The sequence below is a fragment of the Pseudomonadota bacterium genome (assembly GCA_008501635.1).
Classification (GTDB): domain Bacteria; phylum Pseudomonadota; class Gammaproteobacteria; order QQUJ01; family QQUJ01; genus QQUJ01.
In genome coordinates this window covers 91080-114088 of sequence record QQUJ01000006.1, presented here as the reverse complement: position 1 = coordinate 114088, position 23009 = coordinate 91080, and the positions used below count along the sequence as shown (strand labels likewise).

General features: G+C 57.9%; 24 protein-coding genes. 19 read left to right on the top strand and 5 right to left on the bottom strand.

What is annotated here, in order from left to right:
• Positions 1-301: 301 nt before the first annotated feature.
• From DWQ09_02075 to DWQ09_02045, 7 genes are all read left to right on the top strand, one after another.
• Positions 302-634, top strand: a complete 333-nt coding sequence (locus DWQ09_02075; GenBank protein ID KAA3630147.1) for a transposase — start codon at positions 302-304, stop codon at positions 632-634.
• Positions 631-1491, top strand: a complete 861-nt coding sequence (locus DWQ09_02070; protein ID KAA3630146.1) for an IS3 family transposase — start codon at positions 631-633, stop codon at positions 1489-1491. Before DWQ09_02075 ends, DWQ09_02070 begins: the two co-directional genes overlap by 4 nt.
• A 621-nt stretch (positions 1492-2112) precedes the next feature.
• Entirely contained in the window at positions 2113-2808 is a 696-nt protein-coding gene (locus DWQ09_02065; protein ID KAA3630145.1) for a hypothetical protein, read from the top strand.
• The gene (locus tag DWQ09_02060) at positions 2805-3737 is read left to right on the top strand and encodes an RNA-directed DNA polymerase (protein KAA3630144.1); all 933 of its coding nucleotides are present in this window, start codon (positions 2805-2807) and stop codon (positions 3735-3737) included. The genes DWQ09_02065 and DWQ09_02060 overlap by 4 nt, the downstream gene beginning before the upstream one ends.
• Positions 3738-3836: 99 nt before the next feature.
• Positions 3837-4781: an alpha/beta fold hydrolase gene (locus DWQ09_02055; protein ID KAA3630143.1), complete on the top strand. Its 945-nt coding sequence runs from the start codon at positions 3837-3839 to the stop codon at positions 4779-4781.
• 259 nt (positions 4782-5040) lie between these two features.
• Entirely contained in the window at positions 5041-5586 is a 546-nt protein-coding gene (locus DWQ09_02050) for an NnrU protein (protein KAA3630142.1), read from the top strand.
• Between the two features lie 264 nt (positions 5587-5850).
• On the top strand, positions 5851-6393 hold the full coding sequence (locus tag DWQ09_02045; protein KAA3630141.1) for a hypothetical protein: 543 nt from the start codon (positions 5851-5853) through the stop codon (positions 6391-6393).
• A gap of 551 nt (positions 6394-6944) precedes the next feature.
• On the opposite strand, the gene DWQ09_02040 is transcribed toward DWQ09_02045, so the two are convergent.
• The 3 genes from DWQ09_02040 to DWQ09_02030 form a co-directional block, all read right to left on the bottom strand.
• On the bottom strand, positions 6945-7946 hold the full coding sequence (locus DWQ09_02040) for a metal-dependent hydrolase (protein KAA3630140.1): 1002 nt from the start codon (positions 7944-7946) through the stop codon (positions 6945-6947).
• A 34-nt stretch (positions 7947-7980) separates the two neighbouring features.
• A complete protein-coding gene (locus DWQ09_02035; GenBank protein ID KAA3630139.1) occupies positions 7981-8613 on the bottom strand; it encodes a YqgE/AlgH family protein in 633 nt (210 codons plus the stop codon).
• 162 nt (positions 8614-8775) lie between these two features.
• Positions 8776-10608: a response regulator gene (locus tag DWQ09_02030; GenBank protein KAA3630138.1), complete on the bottom strand. Its 1833-nt coding sequence runs from the start codon at positions 10606-10608 to the stop codon at positions 8776-8778.
• A 140-nt stretch (positions 10609-10748) separates the two neighbouring features.
• On the opposite strand from DWQ09_02030, the gene DWQ09_02025 reads away from it, so the two are divergent.
• From DWQ09_02025 to DWQ09_01985, 9 genes are all read left to right on the top strand, one after another.
• Complete coding sequence (locus tag DWQ09_02025; GenBank protein KAA3630137.1) at positions 10749-10949, top strand: hypothetical protein; 201 nt, start codon at positions 10749-10751, stop codon at positions 10947-10949.
• Positions 10939-11646: a class I SAM-dependent methyltransferase gene (locus DWQ09_02020; protein KAA3630136.1), complete on the top strand. Its 708-nt coding sequence runs from the start codon at positions 10939-10941 to the stop codon at positions 11644-11646. Before DWQ09_02025 ends, DWQ09_02020 begins: the two co-directional genes overlap by 11 nt.
• A 105-nt stretch (positions 11647-11751) precedes the next feature.
• On the top strand, positions 11752-13632 hold the full coding sequence (locus DWQ09_02015; GenBank protein ID KAA3630135.1) for a hypothetical protein: 1881 nt from the start codon (positions 11752-11754) through the stop codon (positions 13630-13632).
• Between the two features lie 134 nt (positions 13633-13766).
• Positions 13767-14342 carry a GrpB family protein gene (locus DWQ09_02010; GenBank protein ID KAA3630134.1) on the top strand — a complete coding sequence of 192 codons (576 nt, stop codon included), beginning with the start codon at positions 13767-13769 and terminating at the stop codon, positions 14340-14342.
• A gap of 16 nt (positions 14343-14358) precedes the next feature.
• Positions 14359-14616, top strand: coding sequence for a TIGR02647 family protein (locus DWQ09_02005; GenBank protein KAA3630133.1), 258 nt, complete (start codon positions 14359-14361; stop codon positions 14614-14616).
• Positions 14617-14672: 56 nt separating this feature from the next.
• Positions 14673-16379 carry an ATPase gene (locus tag DWQ09_02000; GenBank protein KAA3630132.1) on the top strand — a complete coding sequence of 569 codons (1707 nt, stop codon included), beginning with the start codon at positions 14673-14675 and terminating at the stop codon, positions 16377-16379.
• Positions 16380-16538: 159 nt separating this feature from the next.
• Positions 16539-17207 carry a hypothetical protein gene (locus tag DWQ09_01995; GenBank protein KAA3630131.1) on the top strand — a complete coding sequence of 223 codons (669 nt, stop codon included), beginning with the start codon at positions 16539-16541 and terminating at the stop codon, positions 17205-17207.
• Positions 17208-17322: 115 nt separating this feature from the next.
• Positions 17323-18153, top strand: a complete 831-nt coding sequence (locus DWQ09_01990) for an SDR family NAD(P)-dependent oxidoreductase (protein ID KAA3630130.1) — start codon at positions 17323-17325, stop codon at positions 18151-18153.
• A 260-nt stretch (positions 18154-18413) separates the two neighbouring features.
• Entirely contained in the window at positions 18414-19034 is a 621-nt protein-coding gene (locus DWQ09_01985; protein KAA3630129.1) for a hypothetical protein, read from the top strand.
• 23 nt (positions 19035-19057) lie between these two features.
• Here DWQ09_01985 and DWQ09_01980 read toward each other — a convergent pair whose 3' ends face one another.
• Positions 19058-19486 (bottom strand): acyl-CoA thioesterase, encoded by a 429-nt coding sequence (locus tag DWQ09_01980; GenBank protein ID KAA3630128.1) that lies wholly within the window; start codon positions 19484-19486, stop codon positions 19058-19060.
• Between the two features lie 249 nt (positions 19487-19735).
• Between DWQ09_01980 and DWQ09_01975 the strand changes: the two genes are divergently transcribed.
• Positions 19736-20155: a glyoxalase gene (locus DWQ09_01975; GenBank protein ID KAA3630127.1), complete on the top strand. Its 420-nt coding sequence runs from the start codon at positions 19736-19738 to the stop codon at positions 20153-20155.
• 14 nt (positions 20156-20169) lie between these two features.
• Here the strand turns inward: DWQ09_01975 and DWQ09_01970 are convergent, their stop codons facing one another.
• Positions 20170-21837, bottom strand: a complete 1668-nt coding sequence (locus DWQ09_01970) for a DUF3179 domain-containing protein (protein ID KAA3630126.1) — start codon at positions 21835-21837, stop codon at positions 20170-20172.
• A 115-nt stretch (positions 21838-21952) separates the two neighbouring features.
• Between DWQ09_01970 and DWQ09_01965 the strand changes: the two genes are divergently transcribed.
• On the top strand, positions 21953-22210 hold the full coding sequence (locus tag DWQ09_01965; protein ID KAA3630125.1) for a hypothetical protein: 258 nt from the start codon (positions 21953-21955) through the stop codon (positions 22208-22210).
• A 344-nt stretch (positions 22211-22554) separates the two neighbouring features.
• Entirely contained in the window at positions 22555-22995 is a 441-nt protein-coding gene (locus DWQ09_01960) for a hydrogenase accessory protein HupE (protein ID KAA3630124.1), read from the top strand.
• The last annotated feature ends 14 nt before the right edge of the window (positions 22996-23009 follow it).

Here is a 23009-nt window from a genome sequence, read left to right as displayed (position 1 = left end):
ATGCCTTGTTTGTACTGAGTGCATTGACCAATCTGTACCTGGCGCGGCGACGATTGCGATGCCCGACATAGGATTGGTGCGCCTGATAAACCGCAACGGCGCACAAAACGGCTAGAAAACGGCCCATGTTGAGCCGAATACTGCCTGCAAACGCTCCTTATGATGAAAAACACAAACATATTGAATCGGCCGTGCTGGTTTGCATCACTTATTCAGACGTTCCTTAGTTTCAATAATCCATGGGTTCAATAGGGTCAGTCTGAACCTCCCCCAGTTTAACGGACACTTTTAATCAGCGACAATGATCGCTGCTAGGAGTGTTCCAATGACGACGAAGAGAAAGCCGTACAAGACCTACCCCAAAGAGTTCAAGCAAGAAGCGGTTCGCTTGATGGAATCCTCAGATCGCCCATCCAGCGAGATCGCACGAGAGCTCGGTGTTCGAAGAAATCAGCTGTACAAATGGAAGGCGCAACTCTCGGAGCAGGGCGACCTTGCTTTTATCGGCCGGGGCCGCCCCAAAAAGGGCGATCAAAGCGAACGCACCCGCTTGAAACAGGAAAATGAGCGGCTTCGAGAGGAGGTCGAAATTCTAAAAAAGGCCGCCGCGTACTTTGCCAAGGAACTGCGGTGAAGTACGCCTTTATACGCGCCCATCGCCACCAGCATAAGATTGCACGGATGTGTCGCGTGCTGGAAGTCTCTTCCAGTGGGTACTACGCATGGTGGGACCGTCCCGAAAGCGCTAGAGCACGTGAAAACAAGGCGCTAACCGCCAAGATCAACCACTTTCACCAGAAGAGTCGACGGATCTACGGTTCGCCGCGCATCCATAAAGATCTTGAGCAAGCCGGCGAGCGTGTCGGCGTGAACCGTGTGGTACGGCTGATGAAAGCGGGTGATATTCAATCAAAGATGGCGAAGAAGTTTGTCATCACCACCGACTCCAAGCACACCCACAACCCGGCACCCGATTTGCTGTGCCGTGATTTTCAGCGTTCTGCGCCAGATGAGGCCTGGGTAACGGACACCACCTGCGTCGCCACCCGCCAGGGGTGGCTCTACCTGGCGATGGTGCTCGATCTGTTCTCACGCCAAATCATTGGCTGGGCCATGAGTAATCGGAACAATAGTCTGTTGGTCCAGGATGCGCTAACAATGGCGCTGTGGCGCCGCGGGAAGGTAAGGGGTGCGATCGTTCACTCCGATCAAGGCAGTACCTACGCGTCGAGGGGCTATCAAGAGTTGCTTCGTACACAGGGGCTGAGGTGCAGCATGAGCCGCAAGGGGGAGTGCTTAGATAACGCGGTGGCAGAAAGTTTTTTCGGCACACTGAAAACCGAGTTGGTTGATCATGAAGATTACCGAACACATAGCGAAGCCAAGCAGAGCCTGTTTGAATACATCGAGGTGTTCTACAATCGGCAGCGTCGCCACTCGTATCTCGGTTACATGAGCCCGGCGCAGTTTGAAGCGAAGCATGCCCCTTAATTTTACTGTCCGTTTTTTTGGGGGAACGTCAGTCTCGATTGATTTGCTAGAAATAAATCTGGCACCTTTTTCAGTAATTTGTAATCGGTAGGTTGGGGGTTCAAATTCTGCTGTCAGCGCCATTAAATCAATAAGTTACGAGAGCCCACCTAGCGCGGGTTTTTTCGTGTAGACGTCATGTAGACGGGGTGCGTTGATTAGCGGCAGGAATCTACGTATTCTTTTCTTTGTCTCTTAGCTGGGCATTTCGTTTGGTACATCAAATGCTCTATGCCGGGTGTTTAGCCAGGCTGAATTGTATTGATTGACATTCTTGGGCGGGAATTGATTTCCCGCTGCTCGCGGGAAGTCAATTCCCGCCCCGCTTCGTGTAAGAGACATAGGGAAAGAAGAATAGGAATGAACCATCAGTTTGCTTCCCCTAGCGGTGAATCATTGCTAGGGGAGGCAGCTTCTATTTTTCGTGAGAAACCCGTATTCCAGCGTCGCGACCGGCACGTTGTGTTCGTGTGTGGGGGGTCAGTTAAGGCGCGATCGCGCTCTATGAGAAAGCGCTTTCTCCGTTACGCACCTTGTGACGGGAGGCTAGGAAGATTCCGTTTCTTTCTGGCTGAAACGGCGATGCGGGATCTAACTACTTACAATGAACCCCATTTCATTAATTTGGCGAAGTTTGAGGCGCTTGTAGCTGATATTGCCGACTGCATTCTCATTTTTCCTGAGAGCCCCGGAGCTATTGCGGAAATTGGATTCTTTTCCAATAGTAAAGCTGCCAAAAAGATATTGGTTGTAAATGACATAAATTGGCAGGGTGATTCCTTTATCAACCTCGGCCCCATCGATCTTGTAAACGAAAAATCGATCTTTAGATCGACAATTCTGTTGGACTATAAAAAAAAGCCCCTTTCTTTTGAAACTGTTGGCAATAGACTCGTTGATAGGTTACGTACCAGGAATGCCAAAAGGTTCGTTTGCGACTATTACGATAGTCTAGAAGGTAGAGAAAAATTCTATCTTATATTCGAATTAATTCGACTATTTCGGATTGTGGATTTCGCTGCGTTAAAAATATCTATAGTGAAAATGTTTAGGGGTAGCGTTGACGATATCGAACTAAGACAAATTCTGTCCATTTTGTGCGCTTCGAATTACGTCAATCGTAGAGGTGACGAGTACGAGTATTTTGTTGCGAGGCACGTCGATCCTTTTCTCGACTACCGTTATTACGATGAAAGAAAGTTTCATACCATCGCTATGTCTCATTACTCGAATCATGCGCCACGCCTTATAGAAATGCTACAGGGTGGGCAGACATGATAGTAAAAAGAATTGCACAAGAAACCGGCCTGGATTCTGCTTACCTGGATAAGGTGGTGAGAACTGCGAGTCATCGGTATAAGACTTATAAGATAGCAAAGAAAAATGGGGGGTTAAGAATTATTTCTCATCCTGCAAAAGAATTGAAGTTTCTGCAGCGTTGGCTTGTTAGTAATTTGTTTTGTCATCTACCTATTCATAGTGCCGTTTTCTCGTATCGAGAGGGAAGAAACATAAAGCAACTTGCTGAAACGCATATTGCGAATAATTTCTTATTGCGAATAGACTTTGAAGGCTTCTTCCCTTCAATTTTGGTTCGCGATGTTTCCAATTTGCTCAAAAACAGTATAGATGTATTACCGTTTCAGTTGTCGCGGTCAGATGTAAATAAGATCGGTATGATTGTATGTAAAGACGGTAGAATCACTATTGGTGCGCCGAGTTCACCCATGTTGAGCAATGCGATACTGTTTAATATTGATACTGAAATTGCAGATGCATGTGTTAAAAAGGGGGTTGTTTATACAAGATATGCCGATGATCTTTACTTTTCTACTAATGAGCCAATGGTCCTTCAGGAGGTATTCGAGGGTGTTAAGGGGGTATTGAGAAAAAACAAATCGCCAAAAATCAGAATAAATGCGGAAAAAACAATTTTCACTTCTAGAAAACACAAAAAAATGGTCACGGGTTTATATATTACTCCCGATCGGCGCGTATCTATCGGCCGTCAAAAAAAGAGAGCAATTAAGGCATTGGTCTATTCATACATAAATCAAAGTATCGCAGAAGAAGATATGTCCTATCTGAGGGGGTACTTGTCTTACATAAAATCTGTGGAGCCAGGTTTTCTTCGTTCGCTAGAAAAGAAGTATGGCCAGGAAGTATTGCAGAAAATCATGATCCATGAATATGTGAAGAGAAAATAGGAGAAACCGGGACTAGAAACCGGGATACAGAAACCAGGACAGATTTATTTTCAGCAGTGACTACTCCACCCGACCCCGTCGAGAGGCTGCCTGGAATGCATGCACCGCTATCACGATAATTTCATACCCTCACCGGACCATCACGCGATCCCCTATCGGGCATGGTTGGCGAGCGAGCCAAAGGCAACCTTGCTCCTGGCTCACGGCATGTCTGAGCACGTCGGGCGTTACGAGCCATTTGCCGAGTACCTGGCGGATCACCACATCAACACATGGGCGATCGGGCATCGGGGCCATGGTGCCGATTGTGCGAACGAGGATCGCGGGCACTACGCCGACCAGGGCGGCTGGCGGAAAGTGGTGTCTGACCTCAATCAGCTTAAGCGCCATATCCATGCAACTGCGACCAACCTTCCGCTGGTTGTGCTGGGGCACAGCATGGGCTCGTATGTCGCGTTGGCGGCGGTGATGGAGGAAGCCGAGGGCTGCGATGGTTTGCTGCTGACGGGGTCCGGGCTCAACGCCAGGTTCCTGCTCAGCGCGGGCGTTCTGGTTTCCTGGCTTGAGAAGGTGCGACTGGGTGGCCGGGGCAAGAGCGGACTGATGAGTGCGCTGACCTTCCAATCCTTCAACCGTCGCTTCAAGCCCAATCGCACCGCCTATGACTGGCTGAGTCGCGATTCAGAACAGGTCGACCAATACCTTGCCGACCCGCTGTGCGGATTTGCCTGTACCAACCAGTTCTGGATGGATCTGCTGCGCGGTCAATTCGGGTTGTACAGGGTGAAAGAGGGCGGCGTGATCCCGGCCCATTTACCCACTTTGCTGATCAGCGGTGGAGCCGACCCCGTTGGGGGTTACGGGGCAGGGGTGCGCAGGCTGCAGTATTTGTTGAGGTCCGGAGGCGTGGAGTCCGTCGAAGTGGATCTGATCGCGGGTGCGCGCCACGAGGTGCTCAACGAGGTCAACAAAGAAGAGACCTGGGCGAGAATCGCGCGGTGGATTCAAGGTATTGCGTTACGCGGTGCGACCAGCAACCTGTGACCCTGTGATTTTCAAGATCTACTCGGCTTTGGTAAATTGCCATGTTCCGATCGAGTCAGTGGGTTTTTCATTCTTGAGAGCCTGAACCAGGCGGTTGATTGGGGTGGCGGCAGCTGCTCGGTTCACTGCGACGGGTCCATAATAAGCAAACGACCCCACCTGATTCGATTTGCCTTCCCTGACAATGCGAACTATTAACAAGTAGACACCCGGTGTACTACTGAAGGAGCCAGATGTGGAATTACTTATCGCAGGTTTGATGATTTGGGTAGGTGTGCATCTCTTCCCCTCTGTTTTCGCCAATAGACGGCAATCGATCATAACCCGCGTAGGCAATGCAGCGTACCAGGGTATCTTTGCGTTGTGCATCGTGGCCGGCCTGGTGTTGATTGTATTGGGCTGGCGCAGTTCCATGCCGTCGCACATTTACACTCCGCCTGCGGCGCTGAGGCATCCGGCCATGCTGCTGGTCGTCATTAGTTTCATTTTTTTTGTTGCAGCGTACTTTCCGGCCACCCGAATAAAGCGGTTCCTACGCCATCCACAGCTCACCGGAGTATTGATCTGGGCAATCGCCCACTTGTTGATGAACGGCGACAGCCGTTCGGTACTGCTGTTTTCGGTCATCGGCGCCTGGAGCCTGGTAGCCATGTTCACTATTAGCCGCCGCCATGGCGAATGGATGAAGCCCAGCAAACCTGACGGTTGGGGACAGGATATTGCCCTGATAGCGGTCGGCCTCGCATTATCCGAGCTCGCGTTTTACTTCCATGAATTCTTTACCGGAGTTCCGTTGACTATTTGAATAGTGGCAACTGGTCTTTCAGGGCGAATCCCAGGGATGGGATAAGTAAACCTGTTCCTGACAAGCTTGTCTGTCCCCGGGCGCCACGTATGAAGACCCGCTGTGTTCGATTGAGTCGGCGGGTTTTTTTGTTGAAGATCGACCGCCCATTCGAGTCTCGTACCTCTCCCTACCTAGTATTCAGTATCCCCAGCGCTATATGGCCCTTAACCGCCATTCTCGATATGTAGTTGAGATAAATCAGCTCGGGAAGGGGCCGCGGGAATGAAACGATTCAGTCGAAAGGGTAGCTATGCTTGCGTCTTGTTCTTCGCGGGTTTGTTGGCGATGCCGCTTTCCGCGCTCGCCGAAACCCAGGGGAAATCCGCCACGTCGGAAGAGGAGCGCTTCTTCGAGGAGAAGTGCGGAGAGTGCCATCCCGCGGAGCGCGTCTTTCTAGTCGAGCTCAATCAGGAGCAGCGCCGCCATGTGGTTGCCAAGATGCGCGAACGTTGGGAGGGCGGGGCCTACTGGCTCTCCGAAGCGGATATCGAACGCCTCCTGACCTATATCGAGGAGCGCACCGCGAGCGGCGAGGTGGTGCAGGCGGACGAGATCGAGAGCCCCAAGCTGCTGTTTCGGGAGCGCTGCACCGGGTGTCATGAGCTCGATCGGATCTACGAGCAGGTGAAGAGGGAGCGTGACAGTTCATCCGCTTGGCTGCACGTCGTGACCCGCATGCGCGCCAAAGCACCGGAATGGATCGACGAGAAAGAGACCCAGCAGATCGTCGATTACCTGCGGGTCAGAACGACGCCCAAGCAATAGACGGGAGACACTATCGGGCCGAATCCAGGCCGGCCACCCCAAGACGGCGCTGCGACCGTATGGTCGGGCGCCGTTTCATTTCGTAATCAGAGTCTTACAAGCAGCGCGACTCGCGACGGGCACAGGTGATTATGGCAGCGACCGCTGCAACCACCATCCCCACCGTCAGCACCAGCAGCGCGGCCGGCGCAATTCCTAACACGAACGTAGTGACAGACATGAGTGCTTTCCTCTCGTAGCTGAAAATTTTAAGTCAGGCATATTATAAAACTCTAATATTGCACTGCAATAAACCTTTTTTTATGGCTGGGTTAACCAGAAATTGGGGTATGCGTAGTGGCGGGACCGGCCAATACTCCCTACAAACCCTGTGTGATTGCCTATTGTAGGAAGATATCCCCGGATATTTGAGTAATTCATCGCATACTGAATAACTAATATTACGCTGCGCGAGCTTTGCCCCAGCCCATGACCGTACGAACGACCCTCTGGCGGGCGTATTTCAGCCGGATTGCGGCCTAGCGAGCCAGGGAGGGGCTGATTGAGGGCGATCAGAACCTGACATCGTCGCGCCAGATGCGTGCCCACACCTGCGGCAGCCGGTCCCAGTCGCGTTTGACGGGTAACAGGGTGCTGTTGACCGGCAGTGCGTGCGGGTTGGCGATTTCACCGACCTTGAAGCGGAAGACGTAGTTGGGTTCCACGCCCATGCGCAGATCGCTCATCACGACAGCGTTTTCGACGCGCTCCACCGAGTAGAACCCCTGTGTGAACCACCGCAACCGTTGCACCGGCCAATGCCCTTCGATACCGGAGAGCAGATGGGGCGAACTTTCGATGCGCCGGAATCTGACTCGATCTGAAGCGTCGATCAAGGAGTAGTAACCGACGTCGTAGTGGTCATCGCTTACCGCCACGATGCGCCACAGGAGGGAGTTGAAGGGAGTGGGTTGGCCCAGCAGCTTCTGGTAGCTGTTTCCCTGCGCCTGCAGCGAACGGGCGGCGAGATTCTCCACATAGAGTTGGGTGCCGAATCCCCAGGCGAGATAGGCGCTGCTCAGCGTCAATCCGAGCAGATTGGCTCGAAAACCCATAGGCCTGTGGCGCCACACGAGTGCGCCGATAACCCCGATCAGCAGCGGCAGGGTGTAGGCGGGATCGATAATGAAAACCGAGCCGATGGAAACGGGGTAGTCACTCAACGGCCAGAAGATCTGCGTGCCGTAAACCGTGAAGCTGTCCAGCAGCGCGTGCGTTGCCAGCACCGCGTAGACCAGCAGCGCCCAGCGGCGCTTGTGATCAGCCGTCTGTGGATGGAAGCGTAAAATCAACCACACCAGTAACGGCGTCAGCACCGCCAGCACGATCAGCGAATGGCTGAAGGAGCGGTGATAGGTGAAATTGGCCACCGCTTCGCCCATCGGAATAAATACATCGAGGTCGGGGAGCGTGCCGCAGATCGCCCCCCACAGTGGCGCCCGTGCGCCCACCTTGCGGCCGAGTACCGCCTCGCCGACCGCGGCACCCAGGGTGATCTGTGTCAGGGAATCCATGCGCTATTCATTCAGGTTGAAACACATGGCGTTATCAGACCGTACGGTTGGGGGCGATTACCGGCACCGACACCCACTTTCCCTTCAGCTCCTGCACGATCGTTTGCCAGAGTTTGTCGGGCGTATCGAAGAACAGGTATTTGAGTTGCAGCGGCACCAGCCACCAATCGCCGCGTTCGATCTCATTCTCCAATTGACCGGTCGCCCAACCGGCGTGGCCGCTGAAAACGCGCAAGTGGCTGCGCTGCCCAGGGTTGTCGATGAGGGCGCGCAGCAGATCGGGGTCCTGGGCCAGGTAGATGTTCTCGGTGATGGTCAACGCTGGTGCGGGATGGGTTTCGGTATCCACCAGAAAGGTCAGTACGTCGGGGGAAACCGGACCCCCGAAATAGATCATGCCGGTCTGCGCATCCAGTTCCGGCAGGTCGGAGAACACGTCGTTCAAGTGCACGCCGGTGGATTTGTTGAGAATCACACCGATGGTGCCGGGTCCGCCGTGACGCGTGACCAGAACCACCGCTTCCTGAAAACGCGGGTCGTTCATCTCCGGTTTGGCGATCAGCAGAAGACTGGGGCTGGCGGTCGCAGATCCCTCTTCATTGGCGGCGGCGGTACCCCAGGGTAAAAGCAATAAAAGCGGTAACAGATAGATTGAGATGCGGTTCATGAGCCAAGCATAGCTCAGTCGGCATTGGAACTGGTCGGAGGAAAAGCCGCATGGCCGCAGTCCATCCCATTCGTCGCGCTGAGATCGTGGTTGCCACGACAAGTCGGTACCCTGGGCAGATGCGCGGAACCCTGACGAGCGTGCTCGCCAAACCGTTCGCTGTTACGGCAACCCGTCACTGACATTTATCGGTGCCGAGCGCATTGTCGGCAGCAGGAGAAAACGCGCGATGATGTCGTTCAGTTCCATCACGTTTAGCGGTTTGGCCACCACGTGGTTCATTCCGGCGTGCAGATAGCTTGCGTTTTCGTTTTCCAGAATGCTGGCGGTCACGCCGATGATGGGAATCTGCGCGCAATGGGGGATTTCACCCTTGCGGATGCGCCGCGTGGCCGCCACCCCGTCCAGCTCGGGCATGTGCACATCCATCAGCACTACGTCGTAGTTGCGGTTCGCCAGCTCGCGCAAGGCCTCGTGACCGTCGCTTGCGGTAGTGACTTCGTGCCCATCCTGTTCAAGCAATCGTTGACCTGCCACGCGATTGATATGATCGTCGTCGACCAGCAGGATGCGGGCACTGCGTGGTGACTTGGGAGGAACCGGCTCGGACTGCGCGGCGATGGCAGTCGCATCACCGGGGGGCAGATCCACTTCGAACCAGAAGACGGAGCCTTTGCCGACTTCGGAGGCAAACCCGATTCTCCCGCCCAATGCCTCGATCAGTTTGCGCGAAATAGCCAGGCCCAGGCCGGTGCCGCTGTGGGTGCGCGCACGGGTGGTATCAGCCTGGGAAAAACGCGTGAAGATTCGTTCCTGATATTCGGGCGCAATGCCCACACCTGTGTCGACCACTTCGAAGCGCACGCAATGGACCGAATGTTCGGGTTTGGCGGGTGCCACGCGCAGTGTGATATGGCCGTGCTCGGTGAATTTGATCGCATTGCCGATCAGATTGACCAAAACCTGACACAGTTGCCGCCGCGCACCGAAAACGGCATCGGCAAGCGAAGGTGAAAGCTCGCTGCGCAAGCCCACTCCTTTCGCCTCCGCATTCGCTTGCAACAGGGATGTGGTCTCTTTGCACAAAGCGCTCAGCGAGAAGTTCTCGTCGATGATCTCCAACTTGCCGGATTCGACCTTACAGAAATCGAGAATGTCGTTGAGAATGCCGAGCAGCGTGGTCCCGGAGGTGCGGATATGCTGGGCATACTCGCGCGCCTGCGGTGCCAGATCACAGCGCTGCAAGAGTTGCGTCATCGCCAGAACCCCGTTCATCGGCGTGCGAATCTCATGGCTCATATTGGCCAGAAACGCTGTTTTGGCCTGATTGGCGCGATCGGCCTCCTCCAACGCGGACAACGCCTCCCGGCGCGCTGCGCGCAGCTTGTTCAGCAGCGACTGCTGGTACAGCGGAAGCACCGCAAACAGGATCAGGAAGAAGGTGGCTTCGTAACCCCGCGTCTGCCATGCGCCCAATGCGGTCAGTAGTGAACCGTAGGCGACAATGCTCAGCACCGACGCAATGAACGGAAAGGGCGCGCCGTAGCGTGTGCCGTAGGAGATGAAAATCCAGACATAAATAGCGCAGAAAGGATTGATCGGCTCCCCGGTCAGATAGATCGCCATGGTCGTCGCGCTGATGTCGACCGCCATGGAAAAATAACGCCGCGCCTGCCACACCGGACGACGGAAGACACTCGTGACGATGGCGATGAAGACAATCAGATAGCCGCCGAACAGCAGGGCGTAGGCTTCGAGATCCACCGCGTAGTGGCGCGATATCGCAGTCAAACCCACATAGGTCACTGCAAACAACCAGATGCCCAGCCGTACCAGTGCCGACTGGAATTCCGGCTCTGCGCGCATTTCGGGGCTGACAGAGAAAAGCTGGTTCATGCGATTGCACACTCCGGGGTTGTGCAGTTTCATGCCTCCCACGCCACAGCGTCGGAAGCGCAGAAGCCGGTGGCGGAAGCGGGGCGTTATCGATGTCATCACGCCGGGGACGGGGCAATCCTTCGCTTCCGGGGTGAGCTGAGTCCAAACGATGATCAAGCAAACTCACCGGAGGGTCAAGCGAGCGATTCAGCAAGTTGCCGGCACTCGATAAACCCCATTGGCGTTGCGCAAATAAAGTGGCGGCGGAGCGATTTCACAGACTGATGATTCTGTCCGCGGCTTCCGATCTTGCGAACGTCCTCGCGCGCCGGGATGAATCCGTTGGCGCGCCCCTCAAACGCCTACCCGGACTCGATGCGTGCCGGTTGGCCTACCAGCCGATCGGCGCTACATTGGGTGTTCCCGCGCCGCAACCGATGGTATTCAATGAAACTTGACGATCCCAACGCCTATATCACTGCGACCGAATTCGATGTCATGGAGCGCTGTCTTCCGTTGGAGGATGCCACCGTGCTGGAGCTGGGCTGTGGCCGCGCGCGGATCACGCGGCTCATCGCCGAACGTTATCGTCCGGCCGCCATCATCGCCACCGAAGTCGACCGCATTCAGCATGAGAAAAATCTGCTGATCGATGATCTGCCCACTGTGCGTTTCGTCTACGGGGGTGCCGAAGAGATTGCACTGCCGGATGCCAGTATCGATATCGTGATCATGCTGAAATCACTGCACCATGTCCCGGTGGAGCTCATGGACCAGGCGCTGGCGGAGATACAGCGCGTGCTCAAACCCGGCGGCATCGCTTATATCTCCGAGCCGGTCTACGCCGGTGACTTCAACGAGATCATGAAACTGTTCAATGACGAACAGGTCGTGCGTCAGGCGGCGTTCGCTGCGATCTGCCGGGCGGTGGGGGCAGGACTGTTCATCGACTCCGATCAGATCTTTTTCAATGCCCCCGGTCGCTACCGGGACTTTGCGGATTTCGATGAACAGATGCTGCAGGTTACTCATACGCAGCACAACATCGATGCCGCGCTGCGCCGGCAGATAGAGGCCGCGTTCAATCGGCACATGGGCGACGATGGCGCCCGCTTTCTGAGACCTTCGCGGGTCGATCTGTTACGGAAGCCATAGTCGCGCTTCGGTAACTGCGCGGCGCTGACCCGCGCAATCGGGCGCTATACTCACATCAGGTCGTGAGCCCCGGGGGGAGCCATGGGCCAGAGAAGTTTGGCGCAAATGTTGTTCGGGGTGCTGGCGCTGGCACTGTTGATCCAGCCGTTTGCAGCGTGGGGCCAGGGGCCCAGCGCCGAACTGCTGCAGCGCATGCAGGAGGTATCGCAGCGCGCGCAGCAGTGTGGCGGAAACGCCGCGTGTCTCAGCGCCGTGCAGCGCGAGTTCGAGGAACTGAACCGGCAGTTTGCGCAAAGCCAGGGCGCGCAGGGCTCATCGCCTTTTACACCGGAGCAGCAGGCCCGCGAAGCGGCTCTGCAGAAAAAGGTGGAGCAGGCGATCGCCACGCGCGCCAGCGACCCCTGCTACGACGTCTATTTTCAGAAGGAGTATGCCCGCCAGGCGCACGGGTCGGATCTGCCCTGGTTGACCTGCACGCCGCTCGAGGTGCGGGTGCGCTGGGAGCTGCGCGAGCAGGATGGCATGCAGGGCTACCGCGCGGACTTCACCGTCGATGAGAGCTACCCCGCCAACCTGCAGATCCTGCGTGACCAGCACGACCGGAGCCGCATTCAGAGTTACGTGATGCGCGGTCCGGCTCCGCAGAACCGCGCACCGGCGCAGGCACGGATGGTGAAAGGGAGCGCGATGCTGACCGGCGTGCGCTACTTCGGCATTTTTGCATCCCGACCATATGAGGAGAAAAAGTTTTCAGCCTCGACTTCGGACTTCAAGGTTGAAAGTGGGTATGGCGCCCTGGATTTCGACTACGGACTGGATTACGGACCTGACAGAAAAGTGATCAGCCACCGGCTGACGCTCAACGGCCCGCAGGTCACGGTGAAGATCAAGCGCCGCGACGCCGAACTTGGCGAAGAGTTTCACACGCCCAGCGCGATGCTCGACGGCGATGCCGGCTTCAGCATCAAGGAGATCGAAGAGGGATTGAAGACCGGACGCCTTGAGAAGACCTTTTCTCTGAACTTCGAGATCCTGAAGATGCAGCAGAGCGGACGCGCGGTGGTGACCGTGCTCTTCGATCGCGAGCCTGGACGTCTGGCCGTGACCCCGGACCAGGGTTTTGAATCGAGCGGACCCGACCAGGCGGGGAACTACCAGCCATCCAGCAAACGCTACCGGGTGAAGAATGCCGGCGATACGCCGCTTAGCTGGACCGCAAAGGCCGAAGCCGCGTGGTTGGATGCGCTGCGCGCCAGCGGCAGGCTCGACCCCGGCGAGTCGGCCCAACTCGAGGTGCGCATCAACGACAAGGCGCGCGCATTGGATGAAGGGACGCATCGTACGCAAATCCGGTTCCGCAATGTCACCGACGGTCGCGGCGATACCGCGCGCCCGGTGACGCTGGAGAAGGGCGAGGAGGAGCGCTGGCGGCTGCACATCACCGGGTACGAGGCCGACGAATTCAAAATCCATGTCATCAAGGACAACCAGTGGGCGAAATCCCAGGTGGGCATTCGCTACAACTACAAGCTGTGGGTCGATTTCACCATCCGCAAGCGCAAGGGCAAGTGGGAATACAAGGAGGGGAAGATCACGGTCGCCGAGGTGGGCATGGGTTCGCTCTACGACCCGAGCTACTGGGTACACAAACGGCTGCGCTGCGAGAACTGCGATGAGGTCACCAGGCTGAAGGGCACTGCCATCGGTGGCACCGTTTCGGAACCGAAGTCGGTGGAATTGCGGTTCCGGGACATTCGCGCGCGCACCCCCGTCGAGGCCAAGATCACCGTGCCGTGTAAACCGATGCCGCGTTGTTCCGAGTGGGGATCTAACCTGTACATTTCGGACACGTTTTTTCATCGCATGAATGAGTTCGAGTTTCCGTTGCAGGACGGGCACACGGGCAATCACAAAGTCGAGACACCTTCGGACCGCGAGCGCTGGGTCAACTACGATTACTCGCTGCGCCGGTTGCACCCTAAATAGGCTGCCGGGCACCTGGATCGCGCGGGGTGGTCAACGCGTTTTGAACGATTGCTGCCCATGGATACGGCGGGCGATTAACATAGGCGCATGAATCGGAATACTGCACGGCGCGCTGGCGCTCGAAGGCCGGATAGATGACGGAACAATCGCCCCATGTTGAACGAGCACTCCACGAAGATGTGGCCATCGCGCCATATGATCCCGCCTGGCCGCAGCGCTTTGAGGAGGAGAAGCGGTACCTGCTCGAGCTTCTTCCCGAAGATTTGACCGGACGCATCGAACACTTCGGAAGCACTGCCGTCCCCGGCCTGGCGGCCAAACCGATCGTCGATATGCTGGTGGAGGTCGCCTCGCTGGAGGCGGTGCGAGACGACATAGCACCTGTCCTGCAGGCGCAGGGGTATGAGTTTTTCTGGCGCCCCACAGCACTCGGCAACACCGATATCGGCTACGCGTGGTTTATCAAACGCGATGCGGACGGAAATCGCACGCACCATATTCACATGCTGGAGAAGAACTCCCCGTACTGGGAGCGCCTGCTGTTCCGCGACTACCTGATCGCTCATCCCGAGGTGGCGCAGGAGTATGCGGCGCTGAAATTTCGTTGTGCCAGTGAGCATGGGCACGACCGCAAAGCCTACGCCAAGGCAAAGTCGGATTTTATCGCTCGCGTGACCAGGATGGCGGAACGATACTACGCGGCACACTGAGGACTGAGGGGGCGTTATGCATTGGAACCAGGAGACGATTCAGGAACTGGAGATACTGGCGGGACTGGATCTCACCACCACCATGACGGGCATCAAAGTTCACAAGGACGCCGAGCCGACAATGATCGCCACCATCGAACGCCTGCACGGGAAGCGGCTCATGACACAGAGCGACGGCGGCTACCTGACCGACCTGGGGCGCGAGGCGGCGGAGCATATTCAATCCGCGATGACGATACTGAGCACCGCCTCGTTTCTGCCGCAGATCGAGTAACCCGCCCGCGGCGAAACTCGCGGGTTTTGGCCACAAATCGGTTTCGGAGTGATCGAATGGAACGGCTGCGCGAACGACTCGCCCGGCTGAACGGCAAAGGCTACAAGGCCTACAAGGCGTTGGAGGGGAGCTATCGCTTCCCCTTTTTCACACTCGTGATCGATCACGTGCAGGGCGATCCCTACGCTGATGCGACGCGCATTCGTGTGCAGGTGCCGGCGGTGGAAGCCGGGCTTGCAGCGGTGGAGTGCGCCGCACCGATACGCCGCATCGCGCTGGAGGATTTTCTCGGACGTGCATTGGCGCAGGCCATCGCGCGCCACGTGCAGGGCGATCGCGGTACGGGCAAGAGCGGTGCCTTCAGCATCGCCACCAGCGGCCAGCAGATCCTGCGCCGCAACGCGGTGCTGGTCGACTCGCACGGTGTCGAGGCGCGGTTGCGTCTGGCGTTGCCGGCTGCCGGGCGCACCATCGTCGCGCGCGAGGCGCAGGCGATGTTCTTTGACGAACTGCCGCAAGTGGTGCGCGCCGGGCTGCTGATCGGGCATCTCCCGCAGCAAGCCCTGGAGCGGCAGCTGAACAACGCCGAGGATCAGGAGTGGCTGCGCGCCTGGTTGCGCGAGGCGGAGCTGGTGGCCTTTGTGGCGGATGGTGCGCTGTTGCCGCGACGCAGTGGCGTGGATGATCGCCCGCTGGCCGCAGGCGCGGTGGCTTTTCGCGCGCCCGAAACGCTGGCCTGCGAACCGGTGCTGCCCCATGCGGGACGGGTGCGGGGCCTGGGGATTCCGCGCGGGGTGACGCTGATCGTCGGCGGCGGTTTCCATGGCAAGTCGACGTTGCTGCGCGCGCTGGAGCGCGGTGTCTACAACCACATTCCCGACGACGGACGCGAACAGGTGGCGACCGATGCCACGGCGGTAAAGATCCGCGCCGAGGACGGACGCGCGGTCAGCGCTGTCGACATCAGCCCGTTCATCGACAACCTGCCTTTCGGAACCGATACCCACCGCTTCACCACCGTCAACGCCAGCGGCAGTACCTCGCAGGCGACAAACATCATGGAGGCACTGGCGAGCGACTGCCGGTTGCTGCTGGTGGACGAGGACACCTCGGCGGCGAATTTCATGCTGCGCGATGCGCGCATGCAGGCGCTGGTGGGCAAGGAGAAGGAACCCATTACACCGTTCACCCATCGTGTACGCGAACTCTACGAACGCCACGGCGTGAGCACCGTTCTGGTGATGGGCGGCACCGGCGATTACTTTAGCGAGGCGGATACCGTGCTGATGATGGACTGCTACGCGCCGTACGATGTCACGGAGCAGGCCAGGCGGCTGGCGACGCCGCTGTCCGGTCCCGATGCCGAGGCGCAACGCGCCCCGCTGGCGATCGCCGCGCAGCGTATCCCGGAAGCGCGTTCATTGCGGCCGGCGGGCGAGGGCGGACGGGTGAAGATCCAGGCACGCGACACGAAGGGACTGCGTTACGGCGATGAAGAGATCGATCTATCCGGGGTCGAACAGTTGGTCGATGCCGGTCAGACGCTGGCGATCGGCTATCTCATGCGTTTCTACGCCGCGCAGGGAGACGCGCAGCGCGATCTCGTCGAGGGTGTGCGCAATGCGTTGGCCGAGGTGGAGGTGCAAGGACTCGATATCCTGCCTCCTTACCTCATCGGCGAACTGGCCATGCCACGCCTGCACGAGGTGTTGGCGGCGATCAATCGGTTTCGACATCTGCGCATGCAGGAAGCGCAAAAGTGAAAGCCCTTCTATCTTTGGGAGAGGGGTTGGGGTGAGGGCGTATCGAAGCTCCCCCTCATCCTGACCTTCTCCCCACGGGAGAAGGGATGTGAGTGCGGGCGAATTCACCGTGTCTGCAGAACCAGCCGTTAACAGGTCAGCAAAACAAAAGGAGCCCCAATGGAAACATCGAACGGAGCGCAACAACGCCGCTGGCTCTTGTTCTGGCTGAGCGTATTCGCCGTCGCCATGGCGTATCTCGAAGCGACGGTCGTCGTTTATCTGCGCCAGGTCTACTATCCGAACGACCTGCTCACCATCTTCCCCGCGCGCATCCTCTCCGAGATTCATCTCGCCGTCGAACTTGCCCGCGAAGCGGCGACGGTCGCGATGCTGGTGGCGGTCGCCGCGCTCGCTGTGCGCGGGGCGATGCGGCGCTTCGCCGCCTTCGTCTACATCTTCGGACTCTGGGATATCTTCTACTACGTCTGGTTGAAGGTGACACTGGGTTGGCCGGTGTCGTGGAGCGAATGGGACATCCTGTTTCTGATCCCCTGGGCCTGGCTGGGGCCGTGGCTGACGCCGGTGGCGATCGCGTTGCTGTTCGTGGTCTGGGGCGCCTGGGTGCTGCTGGCCGACCATGAAAAACGTTTCGGATTTCGCCAGCTCGGTCTGTTTCTGTTCGGCGCCGTGCTTTGTCTGTTTGCGTTTCTGGAACCGGCGCTGTCGTTGTTGGCGCGCGGTCCAGAGGCATTTGTCGATTTCGTCCCGCAGCGGTTTTTGTGGGCCGTGTACATCCCCGGTTGGGTACTGATGGGGGCGGGGTTGTTCGGTTGTAGACACGATTGATTGTACGGTGTTGGTGAATTGCTCAAGCAGCAAGCTAGTCCAACGAGTACCGGGAGGGTTTATTGCTCTGGTCCCAAGTATTCCTGCCGGACTTCACTGAAAGAAAGTGAAAGGCATGCAAAAGACCCTTCTTATAACCGGCTCGACCGATGGCATCGGCTTGGAAACGGCCAAAATGCTCGTTTCGCAGGGCCACCGTGTGCTGCTGCACGGACGCAACCCAGCGAAACTGGAAAAAGTGGAAGGAATGCTCGCCGGTCTTGCGGATAGCGGCAATATTGAAGGCTATATAGCCGACCTGTCACACCTGGCCGATGTCGAGATTCTTGCCAAAGAGGTAGCCGGACGGCATGCCCGGCTGGATGTGCTGATCAACAATGCCGGGGTTTTCCACACCCCCGAGCCCATCACGCAAGACGGCCTTGATGTCCGCTTTGTAGTCAATACGCTAGCACCCTATCTGCTGACGCAACGACTTCTGCCGCTGATAGGAGCTTCCGGGAGGGTGATCAACCTGTCCTCCGCGGCTCAGTCTCCCGTAGACCCCGAAGCAGTGGCCGGGCGGGTCGTATTGCCCGATGATTTTTCAGCTTATGCGCAAAGTAAACTGGCCCTTACCATGTGGTCTCGCAGTATGGCGCTGTCGCTTGAAGAGGAGGGGCCAGCGATTATCGCGGTTAATCCCGGGTCGTTGCTGGGCACCAAGATGGTGAAAGAAGGATTTGGTGTGGCCGGCAATGATGTTCGTATCGGCGCGGAAATACTTGTCCGAGCGGCACTGTCCGATGAATTTGGAACTGCGTCAGGCCGGTATTTCGACAACGATGCAGGTCAGTTCACCTCGCCCCATCCCGATGCGCTCGACACTCGGAAATGCGAAGAGATTGTGCGCGTGATCGAGACGGTTCTGGCGTCGCTGGCACAATCGGGCGAAAAGCATCTTTGAATTCATAGCATGTAGGTTGAGCAGAGCGCAGTGAAGCCCAACAACTTGCTGCGCTGTAGACTTCCCCGAGCACCGCTTCCAAGCATTTTTTCAGGGTCGGGGTAAAAACTCCTTTTGTAAATGGCTGCTTGGAGGAATGGCAGGTGGGAATTTTATCCTGACTCCAACCGGGCTGATTGGCGGATGAATTGGATAGCTGCATAGAACACCACGAACATTGGCAAAACCGATATTTGCAGTTTCTTTGCATCGTTGTCCTCATGCTCAACGCGGCCTATGCGCGCGGCGGTGATGTTCAACCTGTGGCCGTTGAAATGTTGGCCGGCGGGATCGCGCCCGGCTGGAGCGGTCAACAGCGTGTGGCGGAACTAGGTTTGGATTTGGTGTTGCTTGCCGGCAGCGGCTGGGAGGTTGAGGAACTGACGGCGTTGATCGCGCAGGTAGCGCAAACGTATGCGCAGTGCGGTGTGCATCTTGCGCGCGTGCGCTGGCGCAAGATGGCGGTCCAGGAGCAGTGGCTGGATTTTTCCTCGCAGTCTGCCAGACAGCTGGTTTCGACTCTCGCTATTGAACGGCCCGCGGCGTTTCTGGTGCGCGATACGCGTCAGCTCCCCGCTTTCGACGCAGAAGCCATCGGCGCCGGCAACAGTCGCACGAGGCCGGAGTTGCGGGATACGGTGTGGTTGACACGCGCGCTGCCGCATCCTGCCGTTGGCCTGGCCCATGAACTGTTCCATGTGCTTACTGACAGCGGCGCTCACGATCTAAGAGCCAACAATCTGATGCGTGCGGATTCCGCGCCGGGGAACATACAGTTGGAACCGGATCAGTGCCGCGCGATGCGCGACAGTCCGTTGCTGGTAGCGGTGAAGGATCGCTAAACAACTAAGGCGCTATAAGATTTTTACCGAACAATCTTCTCCAACGCCCGGCGAATTGGCTCCGGTATCGGCACCGGTATGTTGGTGGTCCGTTCGACAAAGACATGAACGAAGTGTCCGTTGGCCGATGCTTCCCGGCTCCCCTCTTCGAAGATGCCGATGCCGTAGGTGACGGAGCGTGAGCCCAGTTTGTCGACGCGCAGGCCGGCCTCAAGATTCTGCGGATAGGCGACGCCGCTGTGGTAGTTGCAGCGGGATTCGACCACTACGCCGATGATCTCCGCGTTGTGTATGTCCAATCCACCCGCTTCGATCAGGTAGCGATTGGCGGCGGTATCGAAGTAGGAGTAGTAGGTGACGTTGTTGACATGACCGTAGAGATCGTTGTCGCTCCAGCGGGTGGTGATGGGATAGAAGACGGCGTAACCGTCGCGGGTTTCAATTGTTTTCATGATCGCTCGGCCGATATGTCGGAGGGTAAAGGGCTTCCTGCCCGGGGAATGCTTTGGTTAACGCTGCCTGGACTGTGGCGCATTATGTCAGAGACTGGCGGCCCGCCCCAGGTCGTCCGGTGAGCAGCGGGTCTCAACGCCGGCGCAGGTTTCAATGTGGCCGCGATGGCGAGGAGTGAGTCGATCAGCGCCGCCGGTCACGGACTGCCATACTTGCCGGACCATCGGCGTGAGGAGTGAACGATCGTTATGAGCAATCCGTTTCACTTGGCTTTTCCAGTGCACGATCTGAACGAGGCGCGCCGCTTCTACGGCGAAGTGCTGGGGTGTCCCGAAGGGCGCAGTTCAGAGGATTGGATCGATTTCAATCTTTTCGGGCATCAGATCGTGGCGCACCTGGATCGCGATGCCGCCGCGCGACGGACCATTACCAACCCGGTCGATGGGCACGATGTGCCGGTACCGCACTTCGGCGTCGTGCTGACGATGCCGGAGTGGGAGGCGCTGGCCATGCGGTTGCGCGGGCAAGGGATTCGATTCGTGATCGAACCCACGGTGCGCTTTGAAGGCGAGGTGGGCGAGCAGGCGACGATGTTTTTCCTCGATCCCTCGGGTAATGCGTTGGAGTTCAAGGCCTTCAAAGACCGCTCACAGCTGTTCGCCAGATAGGCGGGCCGGAGCGGCTACTTCACCAACCGCGTGTGGGCATAAGCGGAGAACCAACCGAACCAGAAAGCGCGGTGGGCGGGCAGTCGATGGAGAGTGCGTCCATCGGGACCGAAGAGCGCGGCTTCGGTGAGCGTCCAGCGTTTACCCTGATCATCCAGCGCCACGCGGCCGCGATCCCAGGAGACGAATCGCACATCGGCCGAATCGAAAACGCGATTCGCGCCGGAGCGGTCGGTCAGCACTACAAAGCGAACCGGCCCGAGGGCATCGTGGTAGACAGGATGCCGATGGAGGTAGCGTGCCGAGATCGCCAGTGGTTGATCGGGCGCCTGCGCGAGCACCAAGCCCAGAATCTCGTCCTTGTTGGGCAGGCGGGAGTCGCGCCCGGGAACCGCGAACATCAGCTCATCGGTGAGGAAGTATTCGAAGTAAGCGACGCCTTCGCGGTAGTCGCGGGCATAGCCGGTATCGAGTGAGAGCACCTGTGTGTCGGGATGGCGACGCCGCCACTCGCCCCAGGTGGTGGTGACGATGCTCAGGCGCTCGAGCGCAATGCCCTTGCCCACCAAAGGCCCGACAACCGGTGTTCCCCATAGCGTATTCCACAGCGATTGCGTGGCCTGGTCGTACATCAGTTTGTTGGAACGATAGAGAAAACCGCTGGTACCCAACTGATGCCCACCGCTCCGGTAGAGGATCATGGCACCGCACAGGGTGCAGTAGGCGCCGGTGACGGGAATGCCGCCCACCTCATCGACGAACATCTCGTGCCACGCCATGATGCGTTTGGGGTAGGCGCGTACATCGCCGTTGATCTCGACCCCGAAGATGACGTTGTCGTCCTTGAGATAATCGGCAGCCGCAGCGCCGATCATCCGGGGTTGGCGCAGCGGCGGAATGCCGTCCTGGCGTACGCCGCCCCAGACGATTTCATCGAGGCGAATTTCGCGCGGACGTTCGGTAGCGAAGTAGTGTGCGAAGCGCGGATCGATCGTGCGGTAGAGGCGCGATTTGAAATCGGCGTAGCGTGGATGCTGTTTCCCGGGTCGCGACCAGAGCCACTCCTGCCATTTGCCGATGTCAAAGCCGAATGTCTGTCCGCTTTTTTGTTGGAGCAGTTCCACGAGCCGGCCGGTGACGTGGAGATTGCGACTGAGATAGAGCGTCTCAAGCGCCATGGGGATGCAAGTCTCATCCCAGTGGTGATCGAGGGTGGTGAAGGCGTCTGTGATCTCGTTGCCGTCGCCCGTCAGCAGGGCGAGGAAGGCATCGGGAATCGCCGCCGGTGCCGCATTGCTGGCCGGCCATCCTGCGACAGGTTGCGCCAGCACCGCGAGCAGCAGGAGGGCGGGTACGCCAGAACGCAACAGGCGCAGGCGGTTGGAAGATACGTACATAGGGTGGCTGGCTCTTGCTGGATCGCTAACGGGGGTCTGGTCCTCAGCATAGGCATGAAAGGTCACGAATTCGTCACACCGCGAGCGATTCCAGGCCGTCGTTATTCTGCGGGCCGCTGATGGAGGTGCAAACAGGGAATGAGCACCCTGTGGTATACTGTTCGCGCCACTTCGCCGTGAGAGCGGCGACACAGCCGTCACAGGTCGGCGAAACGGCGAAATCAGAACCGATGCCCAACGGCTGAAAGTCTTCCCCCGGAACCGCGAAGACCCTCCACTCAGCATTGGTATACCCGCAGCGGCGCACCCCGTTGTAGCGCCGGCATACAGTAAAAGCGGCTTGAATCAACATTGCACAAGGCAAACGCCCAGGGCGTTTGCCGTTTAAGGAGATAGCACCATGCTTTCAACGAAGAGTTCCAAGGTGGAGTCCATGAGCCACTACGAGGTGGAGCAGGTGGTAAAGACAGCCCCCCCAGAGGGTTGCGAGGGAGACGATTGGTACCGTTACGACATCAAGGGTGAGCGCAATCGGATCACCGGCTATGCGCGGGGTTCGCTGCGCAAGGTGACGAGTTACGCCAAGGAGCAGGCCCTGAACCTCAATGCGCGTGCCGAAGGGCAGAGCATCTATCCCTGGGCTCCCCGCAAGCGCTGAAGCGCGTCGCAACAGCTCAATCCCCGGCTGCGCGGTTGCGTGATCGACCGCTGTAACCCCTGATTCAACCCCACCGAAACTCCGGGCCCGACGGCCCGGAGTTTTTTCTTTTTCCAATCCTGTTTCACTGCCTGGCGCGCCCAGGTTCGCCCTGCGAATGATGCTTACCTCGGATGGACCCACGGGTTATCCAATCCGGGATATGCGAGCGCCGTCTCAGGCGTGTAGATTGCTAGGTGTAGGCGAAGCTTTGGTGAGCATCTACCCGGTAGGTTTCACGTCTTCAGCCTCGCCCACGATTCCGAACGAACCACAATAATGACGGAAGAGGGTGGTGTAGCTTCATGAATGCCTTTCCGGTCCAACCCGGTTTACCCAAACATCCGGATAGCTGTTCCGCGCAGCGCACGGGGAACACCGCGCCTGTGCTGCGCGAAATTCTCCAGGCAATGCGCGAGTTGGCGACGGAAGGCCGCGAGAGCGTCATCGATCTGCGCAGTCTTCCTTTTGGCCCCGGTGACGAGCGGGCATTAAAAGAGACGCTGGGTGTGGGCGAGGTGAGCGCGCTGGTGCAGGCGCTGGGCGCCAGCGAGGTGGAAGAGACCGCCTACCCGGGGGTCTGGTGGATCGAACATCGCAGTCCCGACGGCGCGCTGGTGGCGAAGTCAGTGGAGATTACCTATATACCGAAATTGCTGTGCAGCCAGCCCGGCGATGTGGAGGAGGCTGCAAAGAGGCTCGATGCAATATTGTGTGCCGGTGATCGCTCCGCGACCGATCAGTAGTCGAGGACCGGGCG

Excerpts from the sequence above, each read along its gene's own strand:
- DWQ09_02075 (KAA3630147.1), top strand. The coding sequence starts at position 302 with ATGATCGCTGCTAGGAGTGTTCCAATGACGACGAAGAGAAAGCCGTAC.
- DWQ09_02065 (KAA3630145.1), top strand. The coding sequence starts at position 2,113 with ATGCGGGATCTAACTACTTACAATGAACCCCATTTCATTAATTTGGCG.
- DWQ09_02060 (KAA3630144.1), top strand. The coding sequence starts at position 2,805 with ATGATAGTAAAAAGAATTGCACAAGAAACCGGCCTGGATTCTGCTTAC.
- DWQ09_02055 (KAA3630143.1), top strand. The coding sequence starts at position 3,837 with ATGCACCGCTATCACGATAATTTCATACCCTCACCGGACCATCACGCG.
- DWQ09_02050 (KAA3630142.1), top strand. The coding sequence starts at position 5,041 with ATGATTTGGGTAGGTGTGCATCTCTTCCCCTCTGTTTTCGCCAATAGA.
- DWQ09_02045 (KAA3630141.1), top strand. The coding sequence starts at position 5,851 with ATGAAACGATTCAGTCGAAAGGGTAGCTATGCTTGCGTCTTGTTCTTC.
- DWQ09_02040 (KAA3630140.1), bottom strand. The coding sequence starts at position 7,946 with ATGGATTCCCTGACACAGATCACCCTGGGTGCCGCGGTCGGCGAGGCG.
- DWQ09_02035 (KAA3630139.1), bottom strand. The coding sequence starts at position 8,613 with ATGAACCGCATCTCAATCTATCTGTTACCGCTTTTATTGCTTTTACCC.
- DWQ09_02030 (KAA3630138.1), bottom strand. The coding sequence starts at position 10,608 with ATGACATCGATAACGCCCCGCTTCCGCCACCGGCTTCTGCGCTTCCGA.
- DWQ09_02020 (KAA3630136.1), top strand. The coding sequence starts at position 10,939 with ATGAAACTTGACGATCCCAACGCCTATATCACTGCGACCGAATTCGAT.
- DWQ09_02015 (KAA3630135.1), top strand. The coding sequence starts at position 11,752 with ATGTTGTTCGGGGTGCTGGCGCTGGCACTGTTGATCCAGCCGTTTGCA.
- DWQ09_02010 (KAA3630134.1), top strand. The coding sequence starts at position 13,767 with ATGACGGAACAATCGCCCCATGTTGAACGAGCACTCCACGAAGATGTG.
- DWQ09_02005 (KAA3630133.1), top strand. The coding sequence starts at position 14,359 with ATGCATTGGAACCAGGAGACGATTCAGGAACTGGAGATACTGGCGGGA.
- DWQ09_02000 (KAA3630132.1), top strand. The coding sequence starts at position 14,673 with ATGGAACGGCTGCGCGAACGACTCGCCCGGCTGAACGGCAAAGGCTAC.
- DWQ09_01995 (KAA3630131.1), top strand. The coding sequence starts at position 16,539 with ATGGAAACATCGAACGGAGCGCAACAACGCCGCTGGCTCTTGTTCTGG.
- DWQ09_01990 (KAA3630130.1), top strand. The coding sequence starts at position 17,323 with ATGCAAAAGACCCTTCTTATAACCGGCTCGACCGATGGCATCGGCTTG.
- DWQ09_01985 (KAA3630129.1), top strand. The coding sequence starts at position 18,414 with ATGCTCAACGCGGCCTATGCGCGCGGCGGTGATGTTCAACCTGTGGCC.
- DWQ09_01980 (KAA3630128.1), bottom strand. The coding sequence starts at position 19,486 with ATGAAAACAATTGAAACCCGCGACGGTTACGCCGTCTTCTATCCCATC.
- DWQ09_01975 (KAA3630127.1), top strand. The coding sequence starts at position 19,736 with ATGAGCAATCCGTTTCACTTGGCTTTTCCAGTGCACGATCTGAACGAG.
- DWQ09_01970 (KAA3630126.1), bottom strand. The coding sequence starts at position 21,837 with ATGCTGAGTGGAGGGTCTTCGCGGTTCCGGGGGAAGACTTTCAGCCGT.
- DWQ09_01965 (KAA3630125.1), top strand. The coding sequence starts at position 21,953 with ATGCTTTCAACGAAGAGTTCCAAGGTGGAGTCCATGAGCCACTACGAG.
- DWQ09_01960 (KAA3630124.1), top strand. The coding sequence starts at position 22,555 with ATGAATGCCTTTCCGGTCCAACCCGGTTTACCCAAACATCCGGATAGC.